17 protein-coding genes, 1 pseudogene and 1 other annotated feature (1 of these 19 running past the window's edge) are annotated in these 24114 nt (G+C 46.8%); of the genes and pseudogenes, 15 read left to right on the top strand and 3 right to left on the bottom strand.

Going from position 1 to position 24114, the window contains the following annotated elements; genetic code table 11:
* Positions 1-198 (bottom strand) — a binding site (T-box leader) (it extends 18 nt beyond the left edge of the window).
* A gap of 63 nt (positions 199-261) precedes the next feature.
* Complete coding sequence (locus tag MNQ98_RS11475; protein ID WP_241933281.1) at positions 262-1455, bottom strand: pyridoxal phosphate-dependent aminotransferase; 1194 nt, start codon at positions 1453-1455, stop codon at positions 262-264.
* 213 nt (positions 1456-1668) lie between these two features.
* On the opposite strand from MNQ98_RS11475, the gene MNQ98_RS11480 reads away from it, so the two are divergent.
* Together MNQ98_RS11480 and MNQ98_RS11485 are read left to right on the top strand one after the other, a co-directional pair.
* Positions 1669-2457 (top strand): carbon-nitrogen family hydrolase, encoded by a 789-nt coding sequence (locus MNQ98_RS11480; RefSeq protein ID WP_241933282.1) that lies wholly within the window; start codon positions 1669-1671, stop codon positions 2455-2457.
* A gap of 74 nt (positions 2458-2531) precedes the next feature.
* Positions 2532-2717, top strand: a complete 186-nt coding sequence (locus MNQ98_RS11485) for a hypothetical protein (protein ID WP_241933283.1) — start codon at positions 2532-2534, stop codon at positions 2715-2717.
* Positions 2718-2804: 87 nt separating this feature from the next.
* Here the strand turns inward: MNQ98_RS11485 and MNQ98_RS11490 are convergent, their stop codons facing one another.
* Positions 2805-3740: a LysR family transcriptional regulator gene (locus tag MNQ98_RS11490; RefSeq protein WP_241933284.1), complete on the bottom strand. Its 936-nt coding sequence runs from the start codon at positions 3738-3740 to the stop codon at positions 2805-2807.
* 512 nt (positions 3741-4252) lie between these two features.
* Here MNQ98_RS11490 and leuC point away from each other — a divergent pair.
* From leuC to MNQ98_RS11535, 9 genes are all read left to right on the top strand, one after another.
* Positions 4253-5677 (top strand): 3-isopropylmalate dehydratase large subunit, encoded by a 1425-nt coding sequence (leuC, locus tag MNQ98_RS11495; protein WP_241933904.1) that lies wholly within the window; start codon positions 4253-4255, stop codon positions 5675-5677.
* Positions 5678-5697: 20 nt separating this feature from the next.
* A complete protein-coding gene (leuD, locus tag MNQ98_RS11500) occupies positions 5698-6300 on the top strand; it encodes a 3-isopropylmalate dehydratase small subunit (protein WP_241933285.1) in 603 nt (200 codons plus the stop codon).
* Positions 6301-6506: 206 nt separating this feature from the next.
* Positions 6507-7958 carry an N-acetylmuramoyl-L-alanine amidase family protein gene (locus MNQ98_RS11505; protein WP_241933286.1) on the top strand — a complete coding sequence of 484 codons (1452 nt, stop codon included), beginning with the start codon at positions 6507-6509 and terminating at the stop codon, positions 7956-7958.
* A gap of 36 nt (positions 7959-7994) precedes the next feature.
* On the top strand, positions 7995-8696 hold the full coding sequence (locus tag MNQ98_RS11510) for a GerMN domain-containing protein (protein WP_241933287.1): 702 nt from the start codon (positions 7995-7997) through the stop codon (positions 8694-8696).
* Between the two features lie 212 nt (positions 8697-8908).
* A complete protein-coding gene (locus MNQ98_RS11515) occupies positions 8909-10279 on the top strand; it encodes an N-acetylmuramoyl-L-alanine amidase family protein (protein ID WP_241933288.1) in 1371 nt (456 codons plus the stop codon).
* 30 nt (positions 10280-10309) lie between these two features.
* On the top strand, positions 10310-10849 hold the full coding sequence (locus MNQ98_RS11520) for a GerMN domain-containing protein (protein WP_241933289.1): 540 nt from the start codon (positions 10310-10312) through the stop codon (positions 10847-10849).
* A gap of 79 nt (positions 10850-10928) precedes the next feature.
* On the top strand, positions 10929-13655 hold the full coding sequence (locus tag MNQ98_RS11525) for an S-layer homology domain-containing protein (protein WP_241933290.1): 2727 nt from the start codon (positions 10929-10931) through the stop codon (positions 13653-13655).
* 86 nt (positions 13656-13741) lie between these two features.
* A complete protein-coding gene (nth, locus tag MNQ98_RS11530; RefSeq protein ID WP_241933291.1) occupies positions 13742-14428 on the top strand; it encodes an endonuclease III in 687 nt (228 codons plus the stop codon).
* Between the two features lie 27 nt (positions 14429-14455).
* The gene (locus MNQ98_RS11535) at positions 14456-14728 is read left to right on the top strand and encodes an NAD/NADP transhydrogenase alpha subunit (RefSeq protein ID WP_208914468.1); all 273 of its coding nucleotides are present in this window, start codon (positions 14456-14458) and stop codon (positions 14726-14728) included.
* Positions 14729-14773: 45 nt separating this feature from the next.
* On the opposite strand, the pseudogene MNQ98_RS29845 reads toward MNQ98_RS11535, so the two are convergent.
* Positions 14774-15316: pseudogene (locus MNQ98_RS29845) on the bottom strand (transposase); the annotation flags it as partial.
* A 520-nt stretch (positions 15317-15836) separates the two neighbouring features.
* Between MNQ98_RS29845 and MNQ98_RS11545 the strand changes: the two are divergent.
* The 4 genes from MNQ98_RS11545 (at position 15837) to MNQ98_RS11560 (ending at position 24099) form a co-directional block, all read left to right on the top strand.
* Positions 15837-19493, top strand: a complete 3657-nt coding sequence (locus tag MNQ98_RS11545) for a dynamin family protein (RefSeq protein ID WP_241933292.1) — start codon at positions 15837-15839, stop codon at positions 19491-19493.
* A gap of 375 nt (positions 19494-19868) precedes the next feature.
* Positions 19869-21647, top strand: coding sequence for an ABC transporter ATP-binding protein (locus tag MNQ98_RS11550; protein WP_241933293.1), 1779 nt, complete (start codon positions 19869-19871; stop codon positions 21645-21647).
* A gap of 14 nt (positions 21648-21661) precedes the next feature.
* Complete coding sequence (locus MNQ98_RS11555) at positions 21662-23509, top strand: ABC transporter ATP-binding protein (RefSeq protein WP_241933905.1); 1848 nt, start codon at positions 21662-21664, stop codon at positions 23507-23509.
* 134 nt (positions 23510-23643) lie between these two features.
* Positions 23644-24099 carry a GNAT family N-acetyltransferase gene (locus MNQ98_RS11560; protein ID WP_241933294.1) on the top strand — a complete coding sequence of 152 codons (456 nt, stop codon included), beginning with the start codon at positions 23644-23646 and terminating at the stop codon, positions 24097-24099.
* Positions 24100-24114: the final 15 nt, after the last annotated feature.

Consider the following 24114-nt stretch of genomic DNA (forward strand, 5'->3'; position numbering starts at 1 on the left):
ACTTCCGCGGTACCACCTTTATTGATGAAAAATTCTCATCCGGCTTGAGCCTTGTAACAGAAGGCACTGTCCAGCCTGTTAGGGCAAGCCGCTCGGGGGTAGGATTCGGAAAGATGCCACGGCAAATTCTCACAGCCTACGGAATTTGCTCTCTTATCGCGTCATTGTCTTTCTTACTGGTCCCGTCATCACGTTTATTTATCGTGTTCTTATACTACTTGCAAGAATACCACAAGCATCCATTGATTTCAAAGAAAAACCCTACCGGAACAATCCTAGCTTTCCGATTCGTTCTGCAGCTTCACGTAAGCGGTCTTCGCTGCTCAAGAGTCCAATCCGAACGTAACCTTCTCCATACGTACCGAACCCGATTCCGGGAGCAACCGCGACATGCGCTTTTTCCAGCAACAGATTGGAGAAAGAAACGGAAGTGAATCCTTCAGGTACGGGAAGCCAGCTGAAAAAGGAGCCCGCAGGTTTCTCCGCGTTCCAACCGATGTCTGAAAGAGCATCAAAAAATGCGTCCCGCCGGGACTGGTATTGACGAACTAGATCATCCACACAATTTTGAGGCGCCGTCAGCGCTTCCGCTGCCGCAGCTTGAATTCCGCCAAAGAGACTTACGTAAATATGGTCCTGCAGCTGGTTAATCAGGGATATGAGCTTCGCGTTTCCGAGCGCAAACCCGACACGCCATCCAGCCATATTATACGTCTTGGACAAGGTGTAGAACTCAAGACCAACTTCCTTCGCGCCGGGCGTTTGGAGGAAGCTGATCGGCCGCTCGCCGTCAAAGCCGATTGCACCATAGGCGAAGTCGCTTGCAACTACAATTCCATGCTCAGCCGCGAATTGAACGGTTTCTTCATAGAAAGAGAGTGGGGCTGTTGCCGAAGTAGGGTTGTTCGGATAGTTTAGGAACATCAGCTTCGCTTTCTCCCTGTCGGACGGGGATATTGAGTTGTAATCAGGCAAAAAGTTATTCTCTGCGGTAAGCGGCATGAAGCTCATTTTGGCTTGGGCCAATGCGACGCCTGACCAATAATCCGGATATCCTGGGTCCGGAACGAGACATAGATCACCGGGGTTAAGTAATATTTGAGGAAGCTGAACAAGACCGGTCTTCCCGCCGAACAAGATCGCGACTTCACTTTCCGGGTCCAGGTCTACGTTATAATCTTCTTTATACCGTTTGGCTATGGCTTCTTTCAAAAAAGAATAGCCAGTGAACGGAGAATATTTATGATACAGCGGATTCTCAGCGGATTCCTTCAACTTGTTGACGATATGAGAAGGTGTCGGCAGATCGGGGTTGCCTTGGCCCAAATTAATAACATCGTGGCCTAGTGCGACCTGCCGGTTGACGTTGGATACAAGTGTGGCGAAAAATTGTGTCGGCAGCTTGGACATGATTGAAGCAGGTTGTATTTGAAAAGGCTCTTTCGTCTTGGCCATAGTTAGATCACTCCGGTTCTGAATGTGTATGTGCGGGATGTGTTCATGAATAATAATCCGTTAGAATTTAGAAATAATTTAACATGATTTATCCGGGCTGTATAGAGGGATTTCGGCTATTGGTATTGAAATTGATAGCGCCCGAGGCTATGATGACTACAAATCACAATGAAGGCAGCAGTATAACATGAATCTGAAAGGGGAAAAGTCATTATGAATATTGCGCTTATTCAGTCTTATATAGAATTGGGTGATCCCGTAGGTAACCGGAAACGGATCTTTGATCTGATGGAAAAAGCGGTGGGCGTTAACCCGAAACCTGATATTATCGTTCTTCCGGAAATGTGGAATACGGGTTATGCTCTTGATCGGATTCATGAGCTTGCCGATCAGGACGGGCGTGAAACGAAGGATAGTCTGAGCGCTTTTGCCCGTGAACATCAGGTTCAGATTGTCGGCGGTTCAGTTGCAGAAAAAATCGGTGAACGTATTTATAACACGATGTACATATTCAACCGGCAAGGGAACCAAGTTGCGAGTTACTCCAAAATGCATCTGTTTCGTCTGATGGATGAAGAAAAACATCTCCATGCAGGGGATCAAGCCGTAACGTTTGAGCTGGAAGAGGGACTTAAAGCGGGAGCTTCCATTTGTTATGATATCCGTTTTCCAGAGCTTGCCCGAGGTCTTGCTTTGGCTGGTGCCAAGGTGCTGTTCGTCCCAGCAGAGTGGCCACACCCACGTTTAAATCATTGGAGAACCCTTTTGACGGCCAGAGCTATTGAAAACCAGATGTATGTGGTTGCGTGTAATCGAGTAGGCATTAGCGGAGATACATCCTTTTTCGGTCATTCGATGATTATCGATCCTTGGGGAGAGATTGTCGCCGAAGGAGGGGAGGAAGAAGCTATTATTACTGGAAACCTCGATAGCTCACTCACGGATACCGTACGTCAGCGGATTCCTGTTTTCGAAGATCGGAGACCTAATTTGTACGTATAAAAATGATAAAATTTCGGTTTCATCTCCTGATGAGCGGGTATACTACTGGTAATTCCTTTAAAGGAGGTTGAAATATGGCAGATAATAACGAAACCAACAACAGAGACCAAGATCATTTGAAAGAGCAAAAAGATCAGTTTCGTAATTTTGTAGAGAGTGTGACGGGTGAAAACAACAGGTTTGATGCTGTGAATCAGGATACGTCCCATAATACGGATCAGCAGAATCGGTTGATCGATCAGCATAACTTACGTAAATAATCGGTGTACCAAAAAGAGGCTGCTCCGCACGGGATATGCGAAGCAGCCTCCTTTGTTATGGTCAAGTATGGTTCTTAATTATTCATGTTACAGTTTATCTTTTACTCCTTCAGATGCAAGCACATCCATAACCTCTTTGAAGGTTTGGATGAAGGCTTCAGCGGCTTTGGACAAATAACGTCCGTTGCGGTAGGCAACAACCAAAGTACGGCTCGGAACCGGTTCCGCCAGGGGCAAAAACACAGGAATAAACTCGCTTCGCTTTGCCCGCGCGATAAAATGCGGAACGAGAGTAACACCCATGCCTGTCGCTACAAGAGATTGGATCGTCTCGATGTTGCTGCTCTCAAAAACGACGTTTGGTTCAAAACCGGCTTCCCGGCACAGGTCGAATGTAAGCTTGCGAAATCCTTGTCCTTTTTTCAAAACGATAAATGCCTCATCTCTCAGTTCCTGCAGAGAAATAGGTTCAGCAGGATGGTGTTGTGCGCGAAGTGCGAGGTGGTGCTGTGGAGGCACAGCCAAATCTATCCTCTCCTCACCCAAGGGAACCCAGGAAAGAGATGGTTCGACAAGCGGAAGGGACAACAGACTGAGATCGGCTTTACCGCTGGCCGTTAACTTCTCCAAATTTAAAGAGGAATCTTCCATTAATGTAATCTCAATATCAGGATATGATTCTTTAAATGCCGGAAGCACCCTGGGCAGCAAGTGAGAACCGGTAATCGGCATACTGCCAACAACGACTTTACCTTTACGGAGCTGTGAAATATCGGACATCTCCTGACGGAGTTGCTCAACGGCATCCATTATTTTTTGTGCGTGCTCCACAAAGCTTGCACCTGCATGGGTAAGCTCGACCGTGCTTGTATTGCGCTGAAACAGCAGGACACCGAGCTCCTTTTCCAGCTTGGATAACTGCTGGCTAAGTGAAGGTTGGGCAATGTGCAGCTTCTCGGCGGCCCTTGAAAAGTTTTTATCTGCAGCGATCTGTAAAGTATATTGTAGCTGTCTAAATTCCATTCGTATCACTCCGTTTATAGGCGTTTCCTATTATTATAACTGTATTATATAGGTTTATTCCCTTTTTTGAAAGATTAAGCACTTATAGAGGTTGTTCAAAAAGTCCGCTTTTGATCACGAAGTGAATCAGGAAGTGGGCTCGGCATCGAATCTTGAATTCAGCCGGTCCTAGCATATGCTTACGAAGTATGTTTCCTCCAGAAACATCTTAGGTGCTCACGTACCCAAAACGTATGATGCTTCCGAAGACGTTTTCTACGAAAACGTGTAGCTCCGCTCCTCAGTCCCTAGCTTCATCCAACTGAAGCGTTTGAAAAAACGCACATCGGAAGCATAAGCTTCGGTGCTGAAAACCGACCTTTTTGAACACGCACTTATAGTTGATACCTATTGCTTTTATAGATTTTATATCTTGGAACAATGAAGCGGGAGATGATATAGTACTATCAATCGAAAGGGAAGGTAATATCTTTCTTTTCACTTTGACCGAATGAATTAATGGGGTGATTATGATGAGTAAAAAGACGATGTTCGAAAAAATTTGGGATAACCACGTCATTCATCAGGAAGAGGGTAAGCCCGGTATATTGTATATCGATCTGCATTTGGTTCACGAAGTGACCTCGCCGCAGGCTTTTGAAGGGCTTCGTCTTAGTGGACGCAAGGTGCGTCGTCCTGAGTTGACGTTTGCGACGATGGACCATAACGTTCCGACGAAAGACCGTTACAACATTACTGATCCAATCTCCAAACAGCAGATTGATACACTGACACAGAACTGCCGTGATTTTGGTGTGACGCTGTATGATCTGGATACGATTGATCAAGGTGTAGTTCACGTAATGGGTCCTGAACTCGGCTTGACGCATCCTGGTAAAACGATTGTGTGCGGTGATAGCCATACCTCTACACACGGCGCGTTTGGCGCTCTCGCATTCGGTATTGGTACCAGTGAGGTTGAGCACGTCATGGCTACACAATGTTTGCAGCAGGCCAAGGCGAAGACGATGGAAGTTCGCTTTGTAGGTAAGCGCAATCCTGGTGTCACGGCGAAAGATATGATTCTTGGTGTTATTGCTAAGTATGGTACAGATTTCGCTACAGGATATGTGATTGAGTATACAGGTGAAGCAATTCGTGAATTAACGATGGAAGAACGTATGACGGTATGTAACATGTCCATCGAGGGCGGTGCTCGAGCGGGTATGATCGCACCGGACGAGACGACTTTTGATTATCTCCGTGGACGTCAGCATGTGCCGCAGGGAGAGGACTTTGACAGCAGAGTGGAAGCATGGAAAGATCTTGTAACTGACGAAGGCGCTCAGTTTGATACCGTTTTGGAATTTGATGTGGAATCTTTGATTCCGCAGGTAACTTGGGGAACGAGCCCGGGAATGGGTACAAACATTTCGTCTTCTGTACCAAATCCTGCTGATTTTGCAACAGAAAATGAACGTAAAGCTGCTGAAAAAGCACTTGAATATATGGCTCTCGTACCTGGAACGCCTATTTCAGAAATTCCAATCGACTACGTCTTTATTGGCTCTTGCACAAACGGACGTATTGAAGATCTTCGGGCAGCAGCGGCTGTAGCGAAAGGACATAAGGTGTCTGAGAAAGTAACGGCAATTGTGGTTCCTGGTTCCGGACGTGTTAAGATCCAGGCTGAGAAGGAAGGTTTGGATAAAATCTTTGTCGAAGCGGGATTTGAATGGCGTGAAGCAGGCTGCAGTATGTGTCTTGCGATGAACCCGGATGTGCTGAAACCTGGACAGCGCTGCGCATCCACGTCCAACCGTAACTTTGAAGGTCGTCAGGGACGAGGAGGCAGAACGCACCTCGTATCGCCTGCCATGGCTGCTGCGGCAGCAGTTAAAGGCCGGTTTGTCGATGTGCGTGACTGGAATTTTGTCAGCGAGGAAGCTGCAATCTAAGAAGGGACGGGGAGAGACCTATGCAAGCATTTACTAAATTAACCGGTATCGTTGGACCTGTGGATCGGGTAAACGTTGACACGGATGCAATCATTCCAAAGCAGTTTCTTAAGCGTATTGAACGGACAGGATTCGGACAGTTTCTGTTTTATGAATGGCGTTTTGATGAAGAGGGGGCTGTCATTGACAGCTTCCCATTAAATCAGCCGCGTTATCAGGGGTCTTCCGTACTGATCTCCAGAGCTAATTTTGGCTGCGGATCTTCGCGTGAACATGCTCCTTGGGCAATTATGGATTACGGATTTCGGGTCGTTATTGCACCGTCGTTCGCTGATATTTTCTATAATAACTGTTTCAAAAACGGTATTCTGCCAATTAAACTTTCTGAAGAGCAAGTGGAAGACCTGTTCCAGCGCACCACTGCCAAGGAAGGCTATCAGTTAACCGTGGATCTGGAGAATAAGAGCATTACTGATGAGCAAGGTCTGCGCATTGATTTCGATCTCGATGAGCATCGCCGTCAGTTTCTGCTTCAAGGATTGGATGATATTGGTCTGACGCTTCAGCATGAAAGCAAAATAGATGCTTACGAGAAGGAACATGGAGATCGTTTGTTCGCCTAATCTATCAATTCTTTCAACAAAAGATTACAAGATTATTAAACTTCCATTTCCGGTGTAGGAAATGGAAGTTTTTTCTGTTATTATGGATGTAATATACAGCTTCTAGATTGGGCGGATTTATTACAATGTCGGTATATGTCCGAAAACGGCCTGCAGCGGAACGCTGAATTGCATTTGCGAATACATAGGATAATAGAGGTGGATTCATGAAGAAGTTAGGCTTTCTGATGTTTTTAGTTGTCTTCTTGCTAGCGTTCCCAAAGGTGGGGGATGCATCCTCGGGTAGTGCCAAGATATTTTTGGACGGGGAGCAGTTGAATTTGACGTCCGGTGTTAAGGTGGCCAACGTAAATAACAATATTTTAATACCGATTCGTGTGGTGTCTGAAAACTTAGGATTCAAGGTGGATTGGGAAAAATCAAGCCAATCCGTAACGGTACAAAACAGCAATACAACGGTAAAGATGGTCGTTGGTAGCAATACAGCAGAAATTGACGGATCACAAGTGAGCATGAACATAACGCCAGTGTTGAATGGCCAGACCACGCTGGTGCCGCTCCGTTTTGTGAGCAGCCAGATGGGGATGGACGTAAAATGGGACAACCAGATGAAGGCTGTATTCCTGTCTTCGAATGGAAGTATGACTGATCCTGGCGCGGCGACACCATCCGAGCCGGATCCTGAGGTACCAGGTACACCGATCGATCCTAATGTTCCTTCCGTGCCAGGTACACCAGGGACTCTAGCTACGGTGGATGGGATCAGCTTCAGTGAGGACCGGTTGATGATCGCAACAAGCGACTCCGTTACGCCAAGCGTATTTAAATTGAGCGGACCAGATCGTATTGTCGTTGATTTACCAAATACGGCATTTTCAGAATCCTTTGGATATGAACATACGCTAAACACCCAAAACAGTGGGGAACTGAATGTAACGGGATACCCGGAAGTGTCTCAGATTCGATATGCACTTTTTAGCGATTCTCCATCTACAGTACGGGTTGTTATTAATTTGACAGCGGCTAAGAATTACACCGTTTCTACAGAAAATGCGGGCCTTATATTCGTTGATCTTAACGCGACAGATACGGACCCGGCACCTGATATCGGTTCAAGCGGTAAAAAAGTTGTAGTTATCGATGCAGGCCACGGTGGTGGTCAACCAGGTGCACTCAGTGTTACCGGGAAATATGAGAAGACGATGAATCTTTCGATTGCCAAGAAAGTAGAAGAACTCCTCAAGAAAGAGAAGAGTATTGATGTCGTTATGACTCGAAGTGATGATTCAACGATGAGCCTTAGCGACCGGACGAAGATAGCAAACAACCTGAAATCCGATATTTTTGTATCGATCCACGGTAACAGCAATACTTCCAGCACTCCGAATGGAACAGAAACATATTATACACGGGAGACAAGCATTGAGCTTGCCAATATCATTCATAAACATCTCGTCAAAGCGACGGGGCTAAAAGACCGTAAAGTTAAACCAGGAAACCTTCATGTTACTAGAGAGACAAAAATGCCTGCTGTTCTGCTAGAAATCGGATTTTTGAGCAACAGTAGCGATGAATCACAATTGTTTAACGAAGATTTCCAAAATCGTGTTGCACAAGGTATCGTAGATGGTATTAAAGAATATCTTAAAGTACAATGATGGATACAAGATTTAAACTACAGAGGGGGACAATCAATGAACAGGAAGTATTTAGTCACAGGTCTGTTGGCACTTGTCCTGGCTGTTAGCACCGGTTGCGGTCAGAAGCCAGCAGCGGCCCCTAGTGAGCCGAATACGCAATCGTCCGGGGAAGTTGAAGCTCCAGAGACGGTTAATAAAGAGGTACCACCTAACGAAAATAATGAGAATGAGCAGCCTACAGGAAGTACTGGTGGGACTCAAGGAGAGTCGGCTGAGAAGCAAAATACCGGAACTCAAGGAGGCTCGACTGATACCGGAACTCAAGGAAGTCCGGCGGGTAATAAAGATACTGCCCCTCAGGAGAAGAAGGCTACGATTGAGCTCTATTATACGGATCCGGAGCTACTGGATCTGAAAAAAGCTTCTCGCGAAATTACGTTCACTGATGAAGAGAATAAATATGTTAAAGCATTTGAAGGGCTACAAAATAGCGGAGATGATCAGCTGGTGCCATTATGGCGTGATTCAATCAAGTTGACATCCGTGAAGTTTGATCAGGGAGCTTTGACACTGGACATCGTGAAGCCAGATGAGGCGAATCTAGGATCTGGTGGAGAATTGTTTGCTATTGAAGCCTTAAGAAATACGTTCTTTCAGTTTGAAGAGGTGAAATCGATTCAGCTGTTGGTTGATGGAAAGAAAGTCGAAAGTCTTATGGGACATGTACTGTTGGATCAGCCTATGACTCGTAATTAATGCTTTTGCATTAGGAATTATTAATAATTTCATATTTATGAAAGACTAAACTCCTATTTCTTTTTAAGAAATAGGAGTTTTTTTGGTAAAAAGGGTATATTTTCGCAACTTTCAGAAACTGGGCGCGTCTATAGTTTGTCAGGTAATGTCGGACAGGCCGAGTTGCAGAAACGCCAATCTATGGCAAAATAATAGGATGGTAGGGGTGAAGGATGAAGAAGTTCGGTTTTTTATTGTTTCTGTTTGTCATTATGGTGGCTTTTCCTAAGGGGGCGGATGCTAGTTCATATAGCGCCAAGATCTATCTTGACGGTAATGAGTTGAGCTTGTCCTCAAACGTGAAAGTGGAAAATATCAGCGGGACGGTTATGGTACCGATCCGCGTGATTTCCGAGAACTTAGGTTACTCTGTAGGTTGGAATAAATCGACTCAAACGGTTACCGTCAAAGAAAGCGGAAAAACGGTTGAGATGGTCATCGGCAATAAGTATGCGATGATTAATGGTCAGCGTACAGAGATGACAAAGGCTCCGATTTTGCGTGGCGGCACGACGATTGTACCCATCCGTTTTGTCAGTGAACAGATGGGCTTAAACGTCAAATGGGATAATCAAAAGAAAGCAGTATATCTTATTACCCCGACAACTGGGGGCGGTGAAGATGGTAAGTTATCCACCGTGAACGGTATCAGCTTTAGTGATAATCGTCTGATGGTAGCTGTATCGGGCAACGTGAAGCCTAAAGTCTCGAAGTTGAGCAGTCCTGATCGGATTGTAATTGACGTTGAAAATGCGAAATTTTCCGAATCGTTCAGCAGCAACAACAGTATCAATGCTAACTTGAACGGAGAACTAATCGTTACCGGTTATCCAGACGTAAAGAAGGTCAGATATTCGCTGTACAACAGTAATCCTTCCACTGTACGGATTGTAATTGATCTTAATTATGCGAAAAATTATACACTTCAGGGGACGGAGAGCGGTTCGAGCTTGTTCATAGTGGATCTTAATACTTCCACAGTACCTGGACCAGATCCAGGTACCGGAGGCAAAAAACTGGTAGTCATCGATGCTGGACACGGTGCTCATGACCCGGGAGCTATCGGTGTAACCCAAAAGAAAGAAAAAGACTTTACTCTGGCTCTTGCTTTGAAAGTAGGAAAGCTGCTGGAAAAAGAGCAGAACATCGATGTCGTATTGACACGAAGTAATGATACTTTCCTTGAATTGAAGGATCGGGTTAAAATCGCTAACGATTTGAAGGCGGATGCCTTTGTATCCATTCATGCGAACAGCGGGCCTTCTGCAGCAACAGGTACAGAGACTTATTACCAGAGAGAGGCTAGCAAATCGCTGGCTAATGTCTTACACAAACATATAATCGGAGCTACGGGGCTCAAGGACCGCGGTGTTAAAAACGGCAATTTCCATGTTATTCGTGAAACCAACATGCCGGCTGTCTTGCTTGAGGTTGGCTTTCTAAGTAACACAAATGATGAAAGCAAGCTGTTCAACACAAACTTTCAAAACGCGGTGGCTGAGTCTATAGTAGTCGGATTGAAGGAGTATTTGAAAGTTAAATAATGGATACAGATGATTTCAGGAGGTGGGCACATGAACAAGAAAATATGGTCCGTTGGATTGCTGGCGGCGGTTATGGTGCTTGGGGCTGGTTGCGGACAAAAGCCAGGAGCTGCTCCTGGTAACACATCGGAACAAACGGGATCGACGAATGGAGCTGGCGGCAGCAGCCAAACGCCGGAAGAAACAACAGAAACGATTACGGTATATTATACCGATCCGGAGCTTCTGGAGCTGCAGAAGGGTTCTTCAAAAATCATGTTGAAGAAATCTAGCGAGAAGTATGAAGCCACATTTGAAGCGTTGAAAAAGAGCGACAGCGCTGAAATGGTTTCATTATGGGAAAAGGCTGAGCTGAACTCATCAACATTCGAGGACGGGAAATTGACGCTTGATCTTCACATTCCGGATGAAGCCAGGTTAGGTTCTGGAGGAGAATTATTCGCTGTTGATGCTCTCAAAAAAACTTTTTTTCAATTTGAAGAAGTAAAATCGCTTCAATTGCTCGTTGACGGTAAACAGGTAGAGAGCCTGATGGGGCATGTAGAATTAGAAAATCCTGAAACTCGGTGATGACGGTTTGAAGGAGATCACGATCTGCTGTCGAATAAAGTAATGTTGAGGAAACAGCAGTTAGGAGAGGGGAAACAAAATGGTATCTAGACAAAACAAACAATATCATTCCAAAAAAGTGGTCTCCGCCGTCATGGCCGGACTCATGGTAATGGGAGCAGGAGCTTCCACGGTTGCAGCGGAACAAGCGTCGGCAGTGACAGTGGGTGTTAATGCTTCCACATCCAGTGTCTTTAGTGACGTAACATCAGGTTATTGGGGAGAAAAGTATATTTATCAATTGGCGGCACAGGGAATTGTTCGAGGAGAGAACGGCAAATTCCGTCCGAACGATCCTGTGACCCAGCAGGAAGCTGTTACGATGGCGATCCGTTTCTTAAATAAACAGGTGAATGACAGCACCGGCACGTCTACGGCATTACCGACAAATATGAACGTAAGTAGTTATGCAGTTCCGTACGTGAAATTGGCGCTTCAGCAAAACCTGCTCGACAAGAAAAAGGAATCCGGCTATTCGGACACCAAAGTTACCTGGGGTGCGAAAAAAGCGACCCGCGAATGGGTTCTGGAAGTTTTGGTACGATCCATTGGACGAACGTCCGATGCGAATGCAGCGATGAACAAATCGACGGGTTTTGCGGATAACGCCAAAATTTCTCCAGACCGGATTGGCTATGTCAGTGTAGCTGTCGATCTCGGACTGGCACAAGGCGTCAGCGCTAATAAATTTGATCCCCAGGGTGCGGTAACCCGTGCCCAGTTGGCAACTTTTTTAAGCCGTGCGCAAGCACATATCGATGTTAATTATGACAATCAATATGAAGGCTATGTTTCAACTGTAGACAGCGGAAAGCTTGAAATTTATATTGATGGAAAGCCAAGCACGTTTACTCTTGACGGATCAACAGCCTATTTTGAAAAAGATTCGGCCAAAAGGTTGTCTGTCTCTGATATCAAACCGTACACCAAAGTTATGGTTATCGGTAAGAACAATAAAGCGGATTATGTTGAAATTATTGATCCAACACAGAAAGTAGAATCGTTTGAACGAATTTATGCCCGATTGTCACCAAACAATGTGATCTGGTTTGATTCCAACAACACGTTTGAAGAATTGTCATACGATGCCAATACGTTGTTCCTGGATCAGAATGGTAACAAAATCGATCCGAGTACGATGGCTTCCGGTAGTGTAGTGACTGTCGAGCGCGAAACCTTCAGTCCGCAAAAACGTGTTGTAGCGATTCGTGTGAAAAACGGTCTCGTCAATAAAACAGCTACAGGAGCTGTACAAGCTGTAGATACCGTTAACAAGACGATATCCATTAAAGACGGGTCCAATAACACTGTCGATACATTTAAGTGGGATGACGGAACTTTGATTCAATATCAAAACCAATTGATGAGTCCTTCAGAGTTAAAAGCAGGATCTGTTGTAACTTATACCGTAAAGAACAGCATTCTGCAGAAGATAGAGTTAAGTCAAAGTGTTGACCATACGGTTGCAGGTATGCTTTATAACGTCGAGAGCAATGGCAAAACCATTACGTATAAACGAAACAACAGCAGTCAGCTGGAAACGAAGTTTATGGTTGAAAAGCCCGAGATTATAATCAACGGAATGGCTAAGCCGACTCTTGATGATCTTATCGCGGATGCGACCTCAGGTGATAAAATCGAGCTTACGATCAATGGGGAAGATAAGGTTTCCAAAATTCAAGTGGTGGGACGTCAAACGGACCGCATTAACGCTGCAACTATCGTTTCTTATGATACCAAAAAGCGTTGGTTGACGGTTAGTGATGATAAGAGCCTGCCTAGAGTTATTGTTTTGGATGAAAAAACCAAGTTTGATTCCTCTGCCGGAGTCACATTAGCCTCCATTGAAAGACTTTTGGAACCAGGACGCAAAGTTGATGTAAGTTATATCGGTAATCGCGCTATATCGCTGGAAGTGGTCTACAAATACGAAGGTAAAGTTATAGCGATTAACGCTGCAACCAGAATTCTGACGATTCAGACGGATGGTGGACAAAACATCAACATTCCTTATAGCATTCCAAGAGTGGAGCTCTATGGAAAACCGGTTGCTTCCATGTCCGATATTAAAATCGGTGATGAGGTGTCTGCACAACTAACCAATAGCCAGGATAGTTTGTCCAGCCTGAAGATGAAATCTTCACTCCAATTTGAGATCATATCCACTGAGCCGACTTTGAACCGAATAAGGGTCAAAAACGAAGGGATTACGAGCGAATTTTACGCAGATAAAGTAATACTTACGGATGAGAACGGGCATAGCATTCGTGTAAGTGATCTTCGTCCGGGAACACTGATCAATGTCAGCTTTGTCGGAACAACGCCAACAGCAGTACAGACCGTTAAACTGACACTCGGTCAGATTACGAATGTGGATTCAGCAGGGAACAAGCTGACCATCAAGGATTTCAATGGTACCAACCAGACGATTGATACTGCTGGTAAAGTGAAAATTAATCGCGGAGGCGTAATTTCCACGAATTTGAACAGTATTCCTGTCAATGATCGTGTAGAAATCCGTAAGGATGTTGACGGAACAACCATTGTAAAAGTTCTGGATACCATTAGCCGTTCTTACTGGCGATATGAAAACGGTGATGTTTTTGTAAAACGTAAGAATACTACGGAAAATTATCGTTTCCCAGCGGCTTCGAATTTATATGTTCATCAAGGAGATCAGAACTTGTCCGTGCAATCCCTTAAAGAAAATGATAATATTGTACTGTATTTCAACAACGGAGCCGTTGTAGAGATCGTGAAACAATAGTTATCACTTTGGAAATACACGAGAAACACCGTCTTGATGCGGGGCTTTGTCGCATCAAGACTTTTTTTTTGCGGGAGGGACCTGAAATGAACTCGGCTACGGTACGGCATATACTTGATACGATGGAAAACATGTTTCCGGATGCTCATTGCGAATTGCTTCATGAGAATGCATTTGAACTGACGATTGCTGTTTTGTTGTCGGCTCAGTGTTTGGATGCGACAGTTAACAAGGTGACGAAGGATCTGTTTCATAAATATAAAACACCGCAGGATTATGTTTCGGTATCGATTGAGGAACTGGAACAAGATATCCGGCGGATTGGGTTATACCGTAACAAGGCGAAGCACATCCACAATCTGTGCCGGATATTGATTGAACAGTATGGTGGTGACGTGCCTGAAGCCCATGATGAGTTGGTGAAGCTTCCAGGTGTCGGACGAAAAACCGCGAATGTGGTCGTTTCAAACGCTTTTGGCGTACCTGCCATTGCAGTGGACACCCATGTAGAGCGTGTGTCAAAGCGTCTTGGCCTTGTCGGCTGGGATGACAGTGTACTTGAAGTGGAGAAGAAGCTGATGAAACGAATACCGCGTGAAGAGTGGACCTTAACTCATCACAGGCTTATTTTCTTCGGCAGGTATCACTGCAAAGCCCAAAATCCGCAATGCCAGGTATGTCCGCTTCTCGACGTATGTCGTGAAGGGAAGAAGCGTATGAAAACGTCCAAGGTCAGGAAGAATAAGGAACAGACCGCAACGAGCAAGAAATAGACAAGAAGAAAGAGGATGGGATCAAACATGAAATGCATCTCGGTGTACACGGATAACTTTGAATTGTTTTCCGATATTTTTGAGCAAGTGGTAGAGAGCCAACTGGAAGAAAACGAAGAAAAAGAAGTGGAAGGCGTAACATTCAGCAACTCGGGAGAAGCTCCAGAGCATTATTTGGAACGGATGTCCCAGAAACCTGAGGTTGTTGTTATGCGTGATAAATCAAGAGGTTTGACCATCCTGCAGCATGGCAATGTCTTTGAAATTCTGATTCCGGGAGCAGAGAGCGCAGCCTTGTAATAAACCATACGTAACATTCAAGAGATCGGTCCCGAAAGGGGCCGTTTTTTTTTGTTCGGCAGAATGGTGATTTCGCTTGAGGGATAGCTCACTTTCCAAGTAGGCGTAGTTCTCTTCGCCACCATATCTGCATCTGAAATGACCGTTCCTGGCAGCTTACATGGAGCTGTTTTCACCTTCTCTAGATGTGGTTTCAAGCAACGTGTGTATCCGTGGGACGTTGATGAAGGCTATAACCGATAATGAATTGATGTTCCGTACCGACCTGTACATTGTAACCAGGCTTAGCTGACCGTTTCGCATATAATCTTCTTTCATCCGCATCAATACTGCAGTGAAGGCAGTTTTGAGTACCGTCTTCATTCGCTCAGAACGGAATCGGTTAATAGTACGGAAATCCGGTCGTTGTCTTTCTACAATCCACATGAACATGACATTTTCGCGAACCGCCTTGGCGATTTTCCGTGAGGAGTAAATGGCTGGGTGTACGCATAAATAATGACTTTAGTCAGCCAAAATGATTTAACAGAATGCTACTTCCAAGTCCATTGGTATACAGAGTTGGTCCATGGTATATGGAATGTACAAAGAAAACCGTCCTTTTCGTAAGTGGTTGTGTGGTAACTCCCTTTTACTAAAGAACGGTTTTTTTTACAGTGGATGTATGCACGTAGCGCCTTACAACAGGCAATCGAGGTGTCCCAGTTCAACGGATCTTTTAGGACACCTCCTTTCTCGCAGAAACGGCCACGTCTTTAATGGACGGCAAAGCCGTTTCTACTTAGTTGTTCGGCAGAATGGTGATTTCTTTACAGGCCGGGTGGTGATACAATAAAATGATCTGAGAATATGTGACATTCATTATAGTACGAGTTCAAAAAGTCAGATTTTCAGCACCGAAGCATATGCTTCCGATGTGCGTTTTTTCAAAACGCTTGAGTTGGATGAAGCTAGGGATTGAGGAGCGGAGCGTAGGTAGAACCTACGTGAGCACCGGAAGGCCCGGCTGAATTCAAGATTCGACACCGAGTTACTTCCTGAATCACTTCGTGATCAAAAGCGGACTTTTTGAACAACCTCTTAATAGAAAAGATGGACAGGAGCGAGGATGACATTGAAAGTAATGACTGAACATGAAACCGGATACAGCACCAGCGGGTTAGAGGCTGTCCGAGATCGTTTTGTGGAATGGAATGATGAGTCGTCCGCGGCTCTGATTGAAGATTTAATACGCAAACAGGCTACTGGTGAACTGACACTTGCATTTTGTGGGCATTTCTCGGCGGGTAAATCAAGTATGATCAATGCACTGTGCGGTAAAAAGGTGCTTCCATCAGGCCCCGTTCCGACGAGTGCTAATGTGGTTACGATCCGAAATGGTGCTTCCAAGGCTGTCATTCATCGTCCGGACGGCGGTCTGGGTGAAACGCTGAATGTGAGTACGGAGGAGCTAGCAGCTTACTGTAAAGAAGGCGGGGAGTATTCCGCGATCGAAGTATGGGATGACATTTCAATTCTGGGCGGTCACGGAGTGTTGATGGATACACCTGGTGTTGATTCCACGGATGACGGACACCGGCAGGCGACTCATTCGGCTCTTCATATGGCGGATGTTGTTTTTTATGTGATGGATTACAATCATGTGCAGTCCGAAAGTAATCTATTGTTTGCGAAAAGTTTGTCGGATTGGGGCAAACCGTTGTATTTAATCGTGAATCAGATTGACAAACATCGCGATGAGGAACTGTCATTATCGTCTTATTTAGATGATGTAAAAAAGGCATTTGCCCAGTGGAAGGTCCGTTATAGCGGACTGATGTGCGTTTCTTTGAAAGTGTGGGACCATCCTTACAATCAGTGGAATGAGTTGAAGACCGTTATAGGCAAGCTGCTCGTCAGCCGGGAAGCGCTGCTGGATTATAGTGTGGCATGCTCCGCACGTCATGCTGCAGATCATCATGCAGAAGCATATGTTCGGAGTCATCAGGAAGAGAAAGAACAGCTGCTGGATGAAATGGGAGGAGAAGCAGTCGCCGCGGCTTTACATGCCCGAGTGAGAGAATTGGAACAAGAACAAAATACGCTCAGCCAGCTTCCGGACGAGGTGAGAGCCGAGCTCCGTCGTGAAGGAGATCATCTGTTTGCGAATGCCAATCTGACACCAGCAAATATTCGGGATTTGGCGCTGTCCTTTTTGGAGAGCCGCCAGCGCGGGTTTAAAAAAGGATTTCTGTTCGCCTCTGCGAAAACGGAGGAGGAACGGGCAAAAAGGCTTGAGGTGTTCCATCAGCGGCTGACAGAACAAGTAACAGCCCAAGTGGATTGGCACGCTCGAAATTTGTTCAGATCCTTTGTGGAACGATTTGAACCATGGAATAAGAAATGGGAAGGGGTGGTGGATGACCTCCTTCCGACTCTCTCTAAGGATCGTATCACCAGCACAGTCAATCCAGAGGCAGTCATTTCTGGTGAGTACGTGCTCAATTACTGCAAGTTGCTGTCCGAGGAAATCAAGGACAGCTATCGCCGCGCCGTGTCGGAGCTCGCCGACCGGCTGCGGGCTCTGGCGGTGGACGACACCGCCGTCCGCCTGGAGGCGCTGGAGCGCCAGCACGCGGAGCTACTGGCGCAATCGTCAGCTTCCGCCCGCTACGCTGCTTTGCAGCGTGCGGAAGCTGACCGTGCACTGGCTGCGGCACAGCTCGTGCCGCAGCTTACCTCCCTCACCCCCGGCCTCCTGCCTGAGGTGAGGGAGCCGGCTGCGCTGCCGAAGGCCGCAGCCAGCGCGGGTTCCCCTACTGCGCAGCAGGGGAACGGCGGCCCTGCGCCCCAGCGCAGCGCGCCGCAGGGCGCGGGCGGTGGCCGGCGCCAGCGGCTGGAAGCCGCGGCAGCGGAGCTGCGGGCCGCGGCGGCGCTGCTGGCGCCGTATCCCGCGCTGGCCTCGCCCGCGTGGGATTTGACCGCTCGTGCGGATGCGCTCGCGGGCGGCTCGTTCACGCTGGCGCTGTTCGGGGCGTTCAGCGCAGGTAAGTCTTCTTTCGCCAACGCGCTGCTCGGCGAATCGGTTTTGCCAGTGTCACCGCATCCAACGACAGCTGCGGTGAACCGGATTGTCGTTCCGACAGCTGAGCATCCTCACGGGACTGCCGCTGTGCGCATGAAGACGAGAGAGAGCTGGTGGGATGACCTCAAATATTCCTTCAGTGTGCTCGGTTTACCGGAGCCGGATCAGGATAGCTGGAGAAAGACGGCGGAAGGACTGACGCCAGAAGGTGTCCATCCTGCCGGTCTGCCACATTACGGTTTCTTAAAAGCCGCAGCGGCCGGGTGGGATGGTATGAACGGTAAACTCGGTACGACTGAGTCCGTTGGCATGGAAGAGTACCGTGGCTTTGTAGCTGACGAGACGAAATCATGTTATGTCGACGGTATTGATCTATATTACAGCTGTCCGCTCACAGAGCAGGGAATCGTGCTGGTCGATACACCGGGAGCGGATTCACTCCATGCCCGTCATACGGGGGTAACTTTCAGCTATATTAAGAATGCAGATGCGATTGTATATGTTACGTATTACAACCATGCCTTCTCTAAAGCTGATAGGCAGTTTCTGTCTCAGCTTGGACGGGTGAAGGACAGCTTTTCGTTAGATAAAATGTTTTTTGTGGTCAATGCCGCCGACTTGGCTTCTTCCCCTGAAGAGCTGGATGAAGTGGTCGCCCACGTCCGCAGCAATTTGGTTACCAGCGGTGTTAGCAGTCCACATATTTTCCCTGTGTCCAGCCTGTTAGCTTTAAGAGGTAAGTTTAGCGAGAATGAAGAAGAGCTGCATGCATCCGGTTTTATGCCATTTGAGAAATCGCTGGACCGATTCGCACTGGAAGACCTGCCAGGGTTATCGCTGCGGGCAGGTTATGACGAAATATCATCTGCAAGACGGCGGGCTGAAGCCTGGGCTGAGCTTGCCGAGCAGGATGAAGATACGCGCAGCCGCCGGATCGAAGGTCTTGAATTAGTAGGTGTAAAGGCGCTGGAATATTTCAACACCTTAAAATCAATAGATATGTCGCGGGAAATTGCTCAGGAATGTGGAGAGCTGCTCTTTCATGTCCGTCAGCGGCTGGATTATGCGCTGGGGAGATTTTTTCAAGAAGCATTTCATCCTTCTGTACTCAGGGAAGATGCCGGAAACTTGAAATCTGCATTTGCCGCATGCGGCCGGGATCTGCAGCGTACGCTGTCTGTAGAGCTTGATCAAGAGTTTTGGGCGACCACCCTGCGACTGGAGCAAAAGGGTCGTGTATTAGCGGAAGAAGCTGCCCGGCACACACTGCATGAAATCAGCAGTCTGACAGAAGGTTTGGAACTCTCCTTGCGTCAGGACAGGGAGTGGTCAACTCCTGAGTTGGAAGAGACCAAGCTGATTGTGGAAGGGAGCTGGCTTTCATACTGGTCTCACTTCAAGAATCCGAAACATTTTTTCGAAGGACACGGAAGCCAGAAATTACGTGAAGCGGCTGAACCGAAAGTCAAGGACGCGGCAGCTACCGTAGTCAAACAGCGTGAAATCCTTCTTGCAGCCCACTACGCGGAGGAAATTAAGCAATCACTTGAAATGCATTCTAATGTGCTACAAGAACAACTGGAGGAATCCGTCAAAGCGATGGTTGTGTCCTTGCAGGACGGACAATCACCTGATATGTGGCGTAATCTCTCTGAACGTCTTTTGGAGTTGGAACAGAGGTTGCCAAAAGTCGGCAAATAGAAAAACAATGTCAAAAGGGAATCCGGATTTTTTTCGGGTTCCCTTTTAATGTATGGGTTTGCAGATGGTGGTGATGCACCAAGGTGGTCACTAGTCTCTTATTAACATAAAAAGTAAGAAATACGAGCTGTAAAAAACTAAAAAATGACTGTTTTTTCGTGTTCTGATATGTAAAAAAGAAGCCGTTTCCATATCGTCAGGATTAACGAGAATTTCTGACTATTTAATTATGAACGTATGAAAAGTTGCACTAAATGCCTAGTTAAGGACGCATTGGCTGATTTATGACGGTTTATTCTCTTTGCCGCCTTAACAGGTCGATGATAAACTTCATAAATGCTACATAACTGATCGTAAATTTAAGGGAGGAAAAACATGAATGTTCTCAGGCAACTGCAGGTCTTCTTCTGGGAGAAACGAAGCTATCTCTTTCTTTCCATACTGTGTTTGGCGATGGCGACCGCACTTGGCCTCGTGTACCCGCACCTGCTGCAGCGGCTGATTGATGATGCAATCAAGCCGAAAAATTTCAGTCTCGTACCACAGCTAGCCCTAACGGTCGTAGGGGTAGTAACACTCAAAGCTTTCTTACAGTTTTTACATGGATTTTTCGGAGGACGACTCGGTAACTTTTTGGCTTATAAAATGCGGAATGCCTGCTACGAAAAGCTGCAGTTCCTGTCTTTCCGTTATTATGACACCGCTCGTACCGGAGATCTAATGTCCCGTTTAACGGGTGACCTCGAAGCGATCCGGCAATTTATCGGCTTCGGTTTTGCCCAGATTTTGAACGTTGTGCTGATGGTCGCTTTCGGATCGGCGATGATGCTCTCCATCAGTTGGAAGCTGACTCTGATTACACTAGTATGTATGCCGTTTCTCGTAGTAACAGCGCTAAAGTTCGAATCCAAAATCCATCCGGCTTTCCAGGAAATGCGGCTCGCGTTGAGCTCGCTCACAACGTCGGTTCAGGAGAATATTACAGGCGTACGTACCGTCAAATCGTTCGCCCGCGAACCGCATGAAGTAGAGAAGTTTTCCGGACGAAACGAGCGGTACAAATCCAATCAGATTTTTGCCGCGACTCTATGGGCACGCTTCTTCCCGTTGATGGAGTTGTTCGCTAACATCAGCGTTGTTATCCTGCTGCTGGCAGGCGGGATTATGGTTATAAACGAAGAGCTCACATTAGGTCAACTGGTCGCTTTTTTCAGCTTGATCTGGTACATTATCGGACCGATGTGGAGCATCGGATTCCATATCAACAACTACACGCAATCGAAGGCATCCGGTGAGCGCGTATTGGAACTGCTGAACCAACCGATTGATGTCGAAGATCGGGAAGATGCCGTCACATTAGACCCGTCCCAAGTGAAGGGGCATGTCGTTTTTGATAGCGTAACATTTGCTTACGGCAACAAGATGGCTGCTGTTAAAAACATTAATTTGAACGCGCCACCGGGCTCGGTTATCGGTCTGTTGGGCGGTACAGGTTCCGGTAAATCGACGATCATACAGCTGCTGATGCATGCTTATAATGTGAATTCTGGCAGTATCACGCTGGATGGTGTCAATATTAAGGATATTAAAATCCGCAGCCTGCGCAGCCAGGTTGCCACGGTGTTCCAGGAGACGTTCCTGTTCTCCTCAAGTATCCGCAACAACATTGCATACGGTATGAAGGATGTGTCTATGGATGACATTATCCGAGCTGCAAAACTGGCCAAAGCCCATGATTTCATTATGGAGATGGAGCATGGCTACGATACGATCGTCGGTGAACGCGGCATGGGGCTCTCCGGCGGACAAAAGCAACGGATCGCCATCGCGCGAGCGCTGCTGAAAGATCCGAAAATACTAATCTTGGACGATGCGACCAGTGCGGTCGACATGGAAACCGAGCACGAAATCCAGTCCGGTTTCCAGGAGGTTATGAACGGGCGTACGACGTTTATTATCGCTCACCGGATTTCGTCTCTAAGGCATGCGGATGAAATTCTAGTTCTCGATGAAGGCCGTGTTGTGCAGCGCGGTAAACATGATGAATTGATCATGGAAGAGGGTCCTTATCAGGATGTTTACAAAATTCAATACGCTGACCTGATTGCCCGCCGTGCTGCTTCGGGCAACGTGGAAGGGCAGGTGCAGGCATGAGTGCGGAATTAAATATGGAGAGAAAACCGAAACAGAAGGCTCCACAGGGTGGAAAAGCAAAGGGAGTAACGGGCGAGCGGTTTGTGTATCAGGATGACGAAGCGATTGAAAAGCAATTTAACTGGAAACAGCTGACGCGGCTCATATCCTATATGAAGCCGTATGCCAAACAAATGGTGCCGCTGATCATCGTGCTTATGATCATCGGTACCGTAACGAAGCTGACCGTACCTTATTTAACGGGTACGGCGATCGACAAGGCCATTGCGCCGGAGTCCGGCAGCCCGAACCTCAATCTACTGTATAAGATTACGATTGCTGTCCTGGTGCTCTATATCATCCAGTACATCACGGGTATTTTCCGGATAAAATACACAAACATTATTGGCCAGCGGGTTATTTATGACCTGCGGACAGACCTGTTCCAACACATTCAGCGCTTGTCATTTAACTTTTTTGACAAACGTCCGGCAGGCTCCGTTCTGGTACGGGTAACCAATGACGTCAATTCCCTGCAGGACCTGTTCACGAACGGTGTGGTTAACCTGCTAATTGACTGCGTTCAACTCGTCGGGATCGTCATTATCCTGCTTGCGATCAACTGGAAGCTAGGTCTTGCCGTTATCGTGACGGTACCGGTCATGTTCTTCATCTCTACGACCCTACGGGTCCGAATCCGCCGGGCGTGGCAGGATGTCCGCACGAAAAACTCGCGGATCAACTCCCACTTGAACGAGTCGATCCAAGGAATTCGGGTAACCCAAGCTTACACACAGGAAGAAGAGAACATGAAATTCTTCGACCACATGAACATGGACAGCAAAAAATCGTGGGATAAAGCGTCCGCGATGAACCAAGCCTTCGGTCCGTTAATTGAAATTACGGGCGGTGTTGGTACGTTGATCTTGTTCTGGCTGGGGGCAAGTTTGATTCAGAGCGGGGAGCTGACGATAGGTCTACTTATTGCGTTCTCCAACTACGTCGGAAACTTCTGGGAGCCGATCAACCGTCTGGGGATGATGTATAACCAGCTTCTGGTGGCAATGGCTTCCTCAGAACGAATTTTTGAGTTTATTGACGAGAAGCCTAGCATTGATGACGCAGCGGGTGCGCAAAAGCTGCCAAAAATTAAAGGTGACATCAAACTGCAAAACGTTGTATTTGAATACGAAAAGGGCCGTCAGGCGTTAAAAGGGATCAATCTGGACGTTAAAGCCGGACAGTCAATTGCGTTGGTCGGTCATACCGGCTCGGGTAAGAGTACTATAATCAACTTGCTCAGCCGGTTCTATGATATAACCGATGGCGATATTACGATCGATGGCCATGATATTCGCAAGGTGACGGTAGAAAGTCTGCGCAACCAGATTGGCGTAGTCCTTCAGGATACGTTCATCTTCTCGGGAACGATTCGGGATAATATTCGTTTTGGGCGGCTGGATGCAACGGACGAAGAAATTGAAGCGGTAGCCAAAGCCGTAGATGCCCACGATTTTATCGTGAATATGCCGGGTGGATACGATACTGAAGTTGAAGAGCGTGGTAATATGTTGTCCATGGGGCAACGACAGCTGCTCTCATTCGCCAGAGCACTTCTTGCAGATCCCCGGATTCTCATTCTGGACGAAGCGACCGCATCCATAGATACGGAGACGGAACTTAAAATCCAGGATGCGCTGAAGGTGCTTTTGAAAGACCGAACATCCTTTATTGTCGCACACCGACTGTCCACGATTCGTCATGCCGACCATATCGTTGTTTTGGACCACGGGCGCGTAATTGAAGAAGGGAATCATAGCCAACTTATGAAAATACAGGGAACTTATTACGGGCTGATTGAAGCCCAATACAAGTTTTTGTAAAATTCGGGAGAAGAAACCTGACTGATTAAGGAGAATTTTGTCGTTCAACTCTTGCAATCTTCTTCAGAAACTACGAAAATAGATAGAGTGGAGTTGAAATCATAGAAGAAGGGAAGCATGAGGGTATAATGAGCATGGAAAGCGTCTTATCTGCGCCTGCACTGCTGGTTCGAACGTTTGAGAAGAAAGATTTGGAATCTGTCACGTCTCTGTTGCGTGAATTAAATTATCCGACTACGCTGAATGTTATGCGTGAACGGATGGAGACGATGGCATGCAACCCGCTGCACTGTAACATGATTGCAGAGCTTGATGGCAAGGTAGTTGGTATGATGATGCTTCGTCAAGTCAAATCTTTCGTAAGGACCGAACCGGTCACTCAAATCACTTCGTTGATTGTAACCTCAAGCTGCCGCAGCCAAGGAATCGGCAAACGATTGGTACGCGGAGCAGAGACATGGGGAAAACAGCAAGGAAGCGACCTCTTGTTTCTCACAAGCGGCAACCGGGAAGGCTTAGCCCCGGCACATGCATTTTTTGAACATATTGGATTTGAAAAAGCGGGTTATCAGTTCGTTAAACAGCTGTAGACTCCTCTTTTTCTC

Source organism: Paenibacillus sp. N3/727 (assembly GCF_022637315.1).
GTDB classification, from domain to species: domain Bacteria; phylum Bacillota; class Bacilli; order Paenibacillales; family Paenibacillaceae; genus Paenibacillus_AQ; species Paenibacillus_AQ uliginis.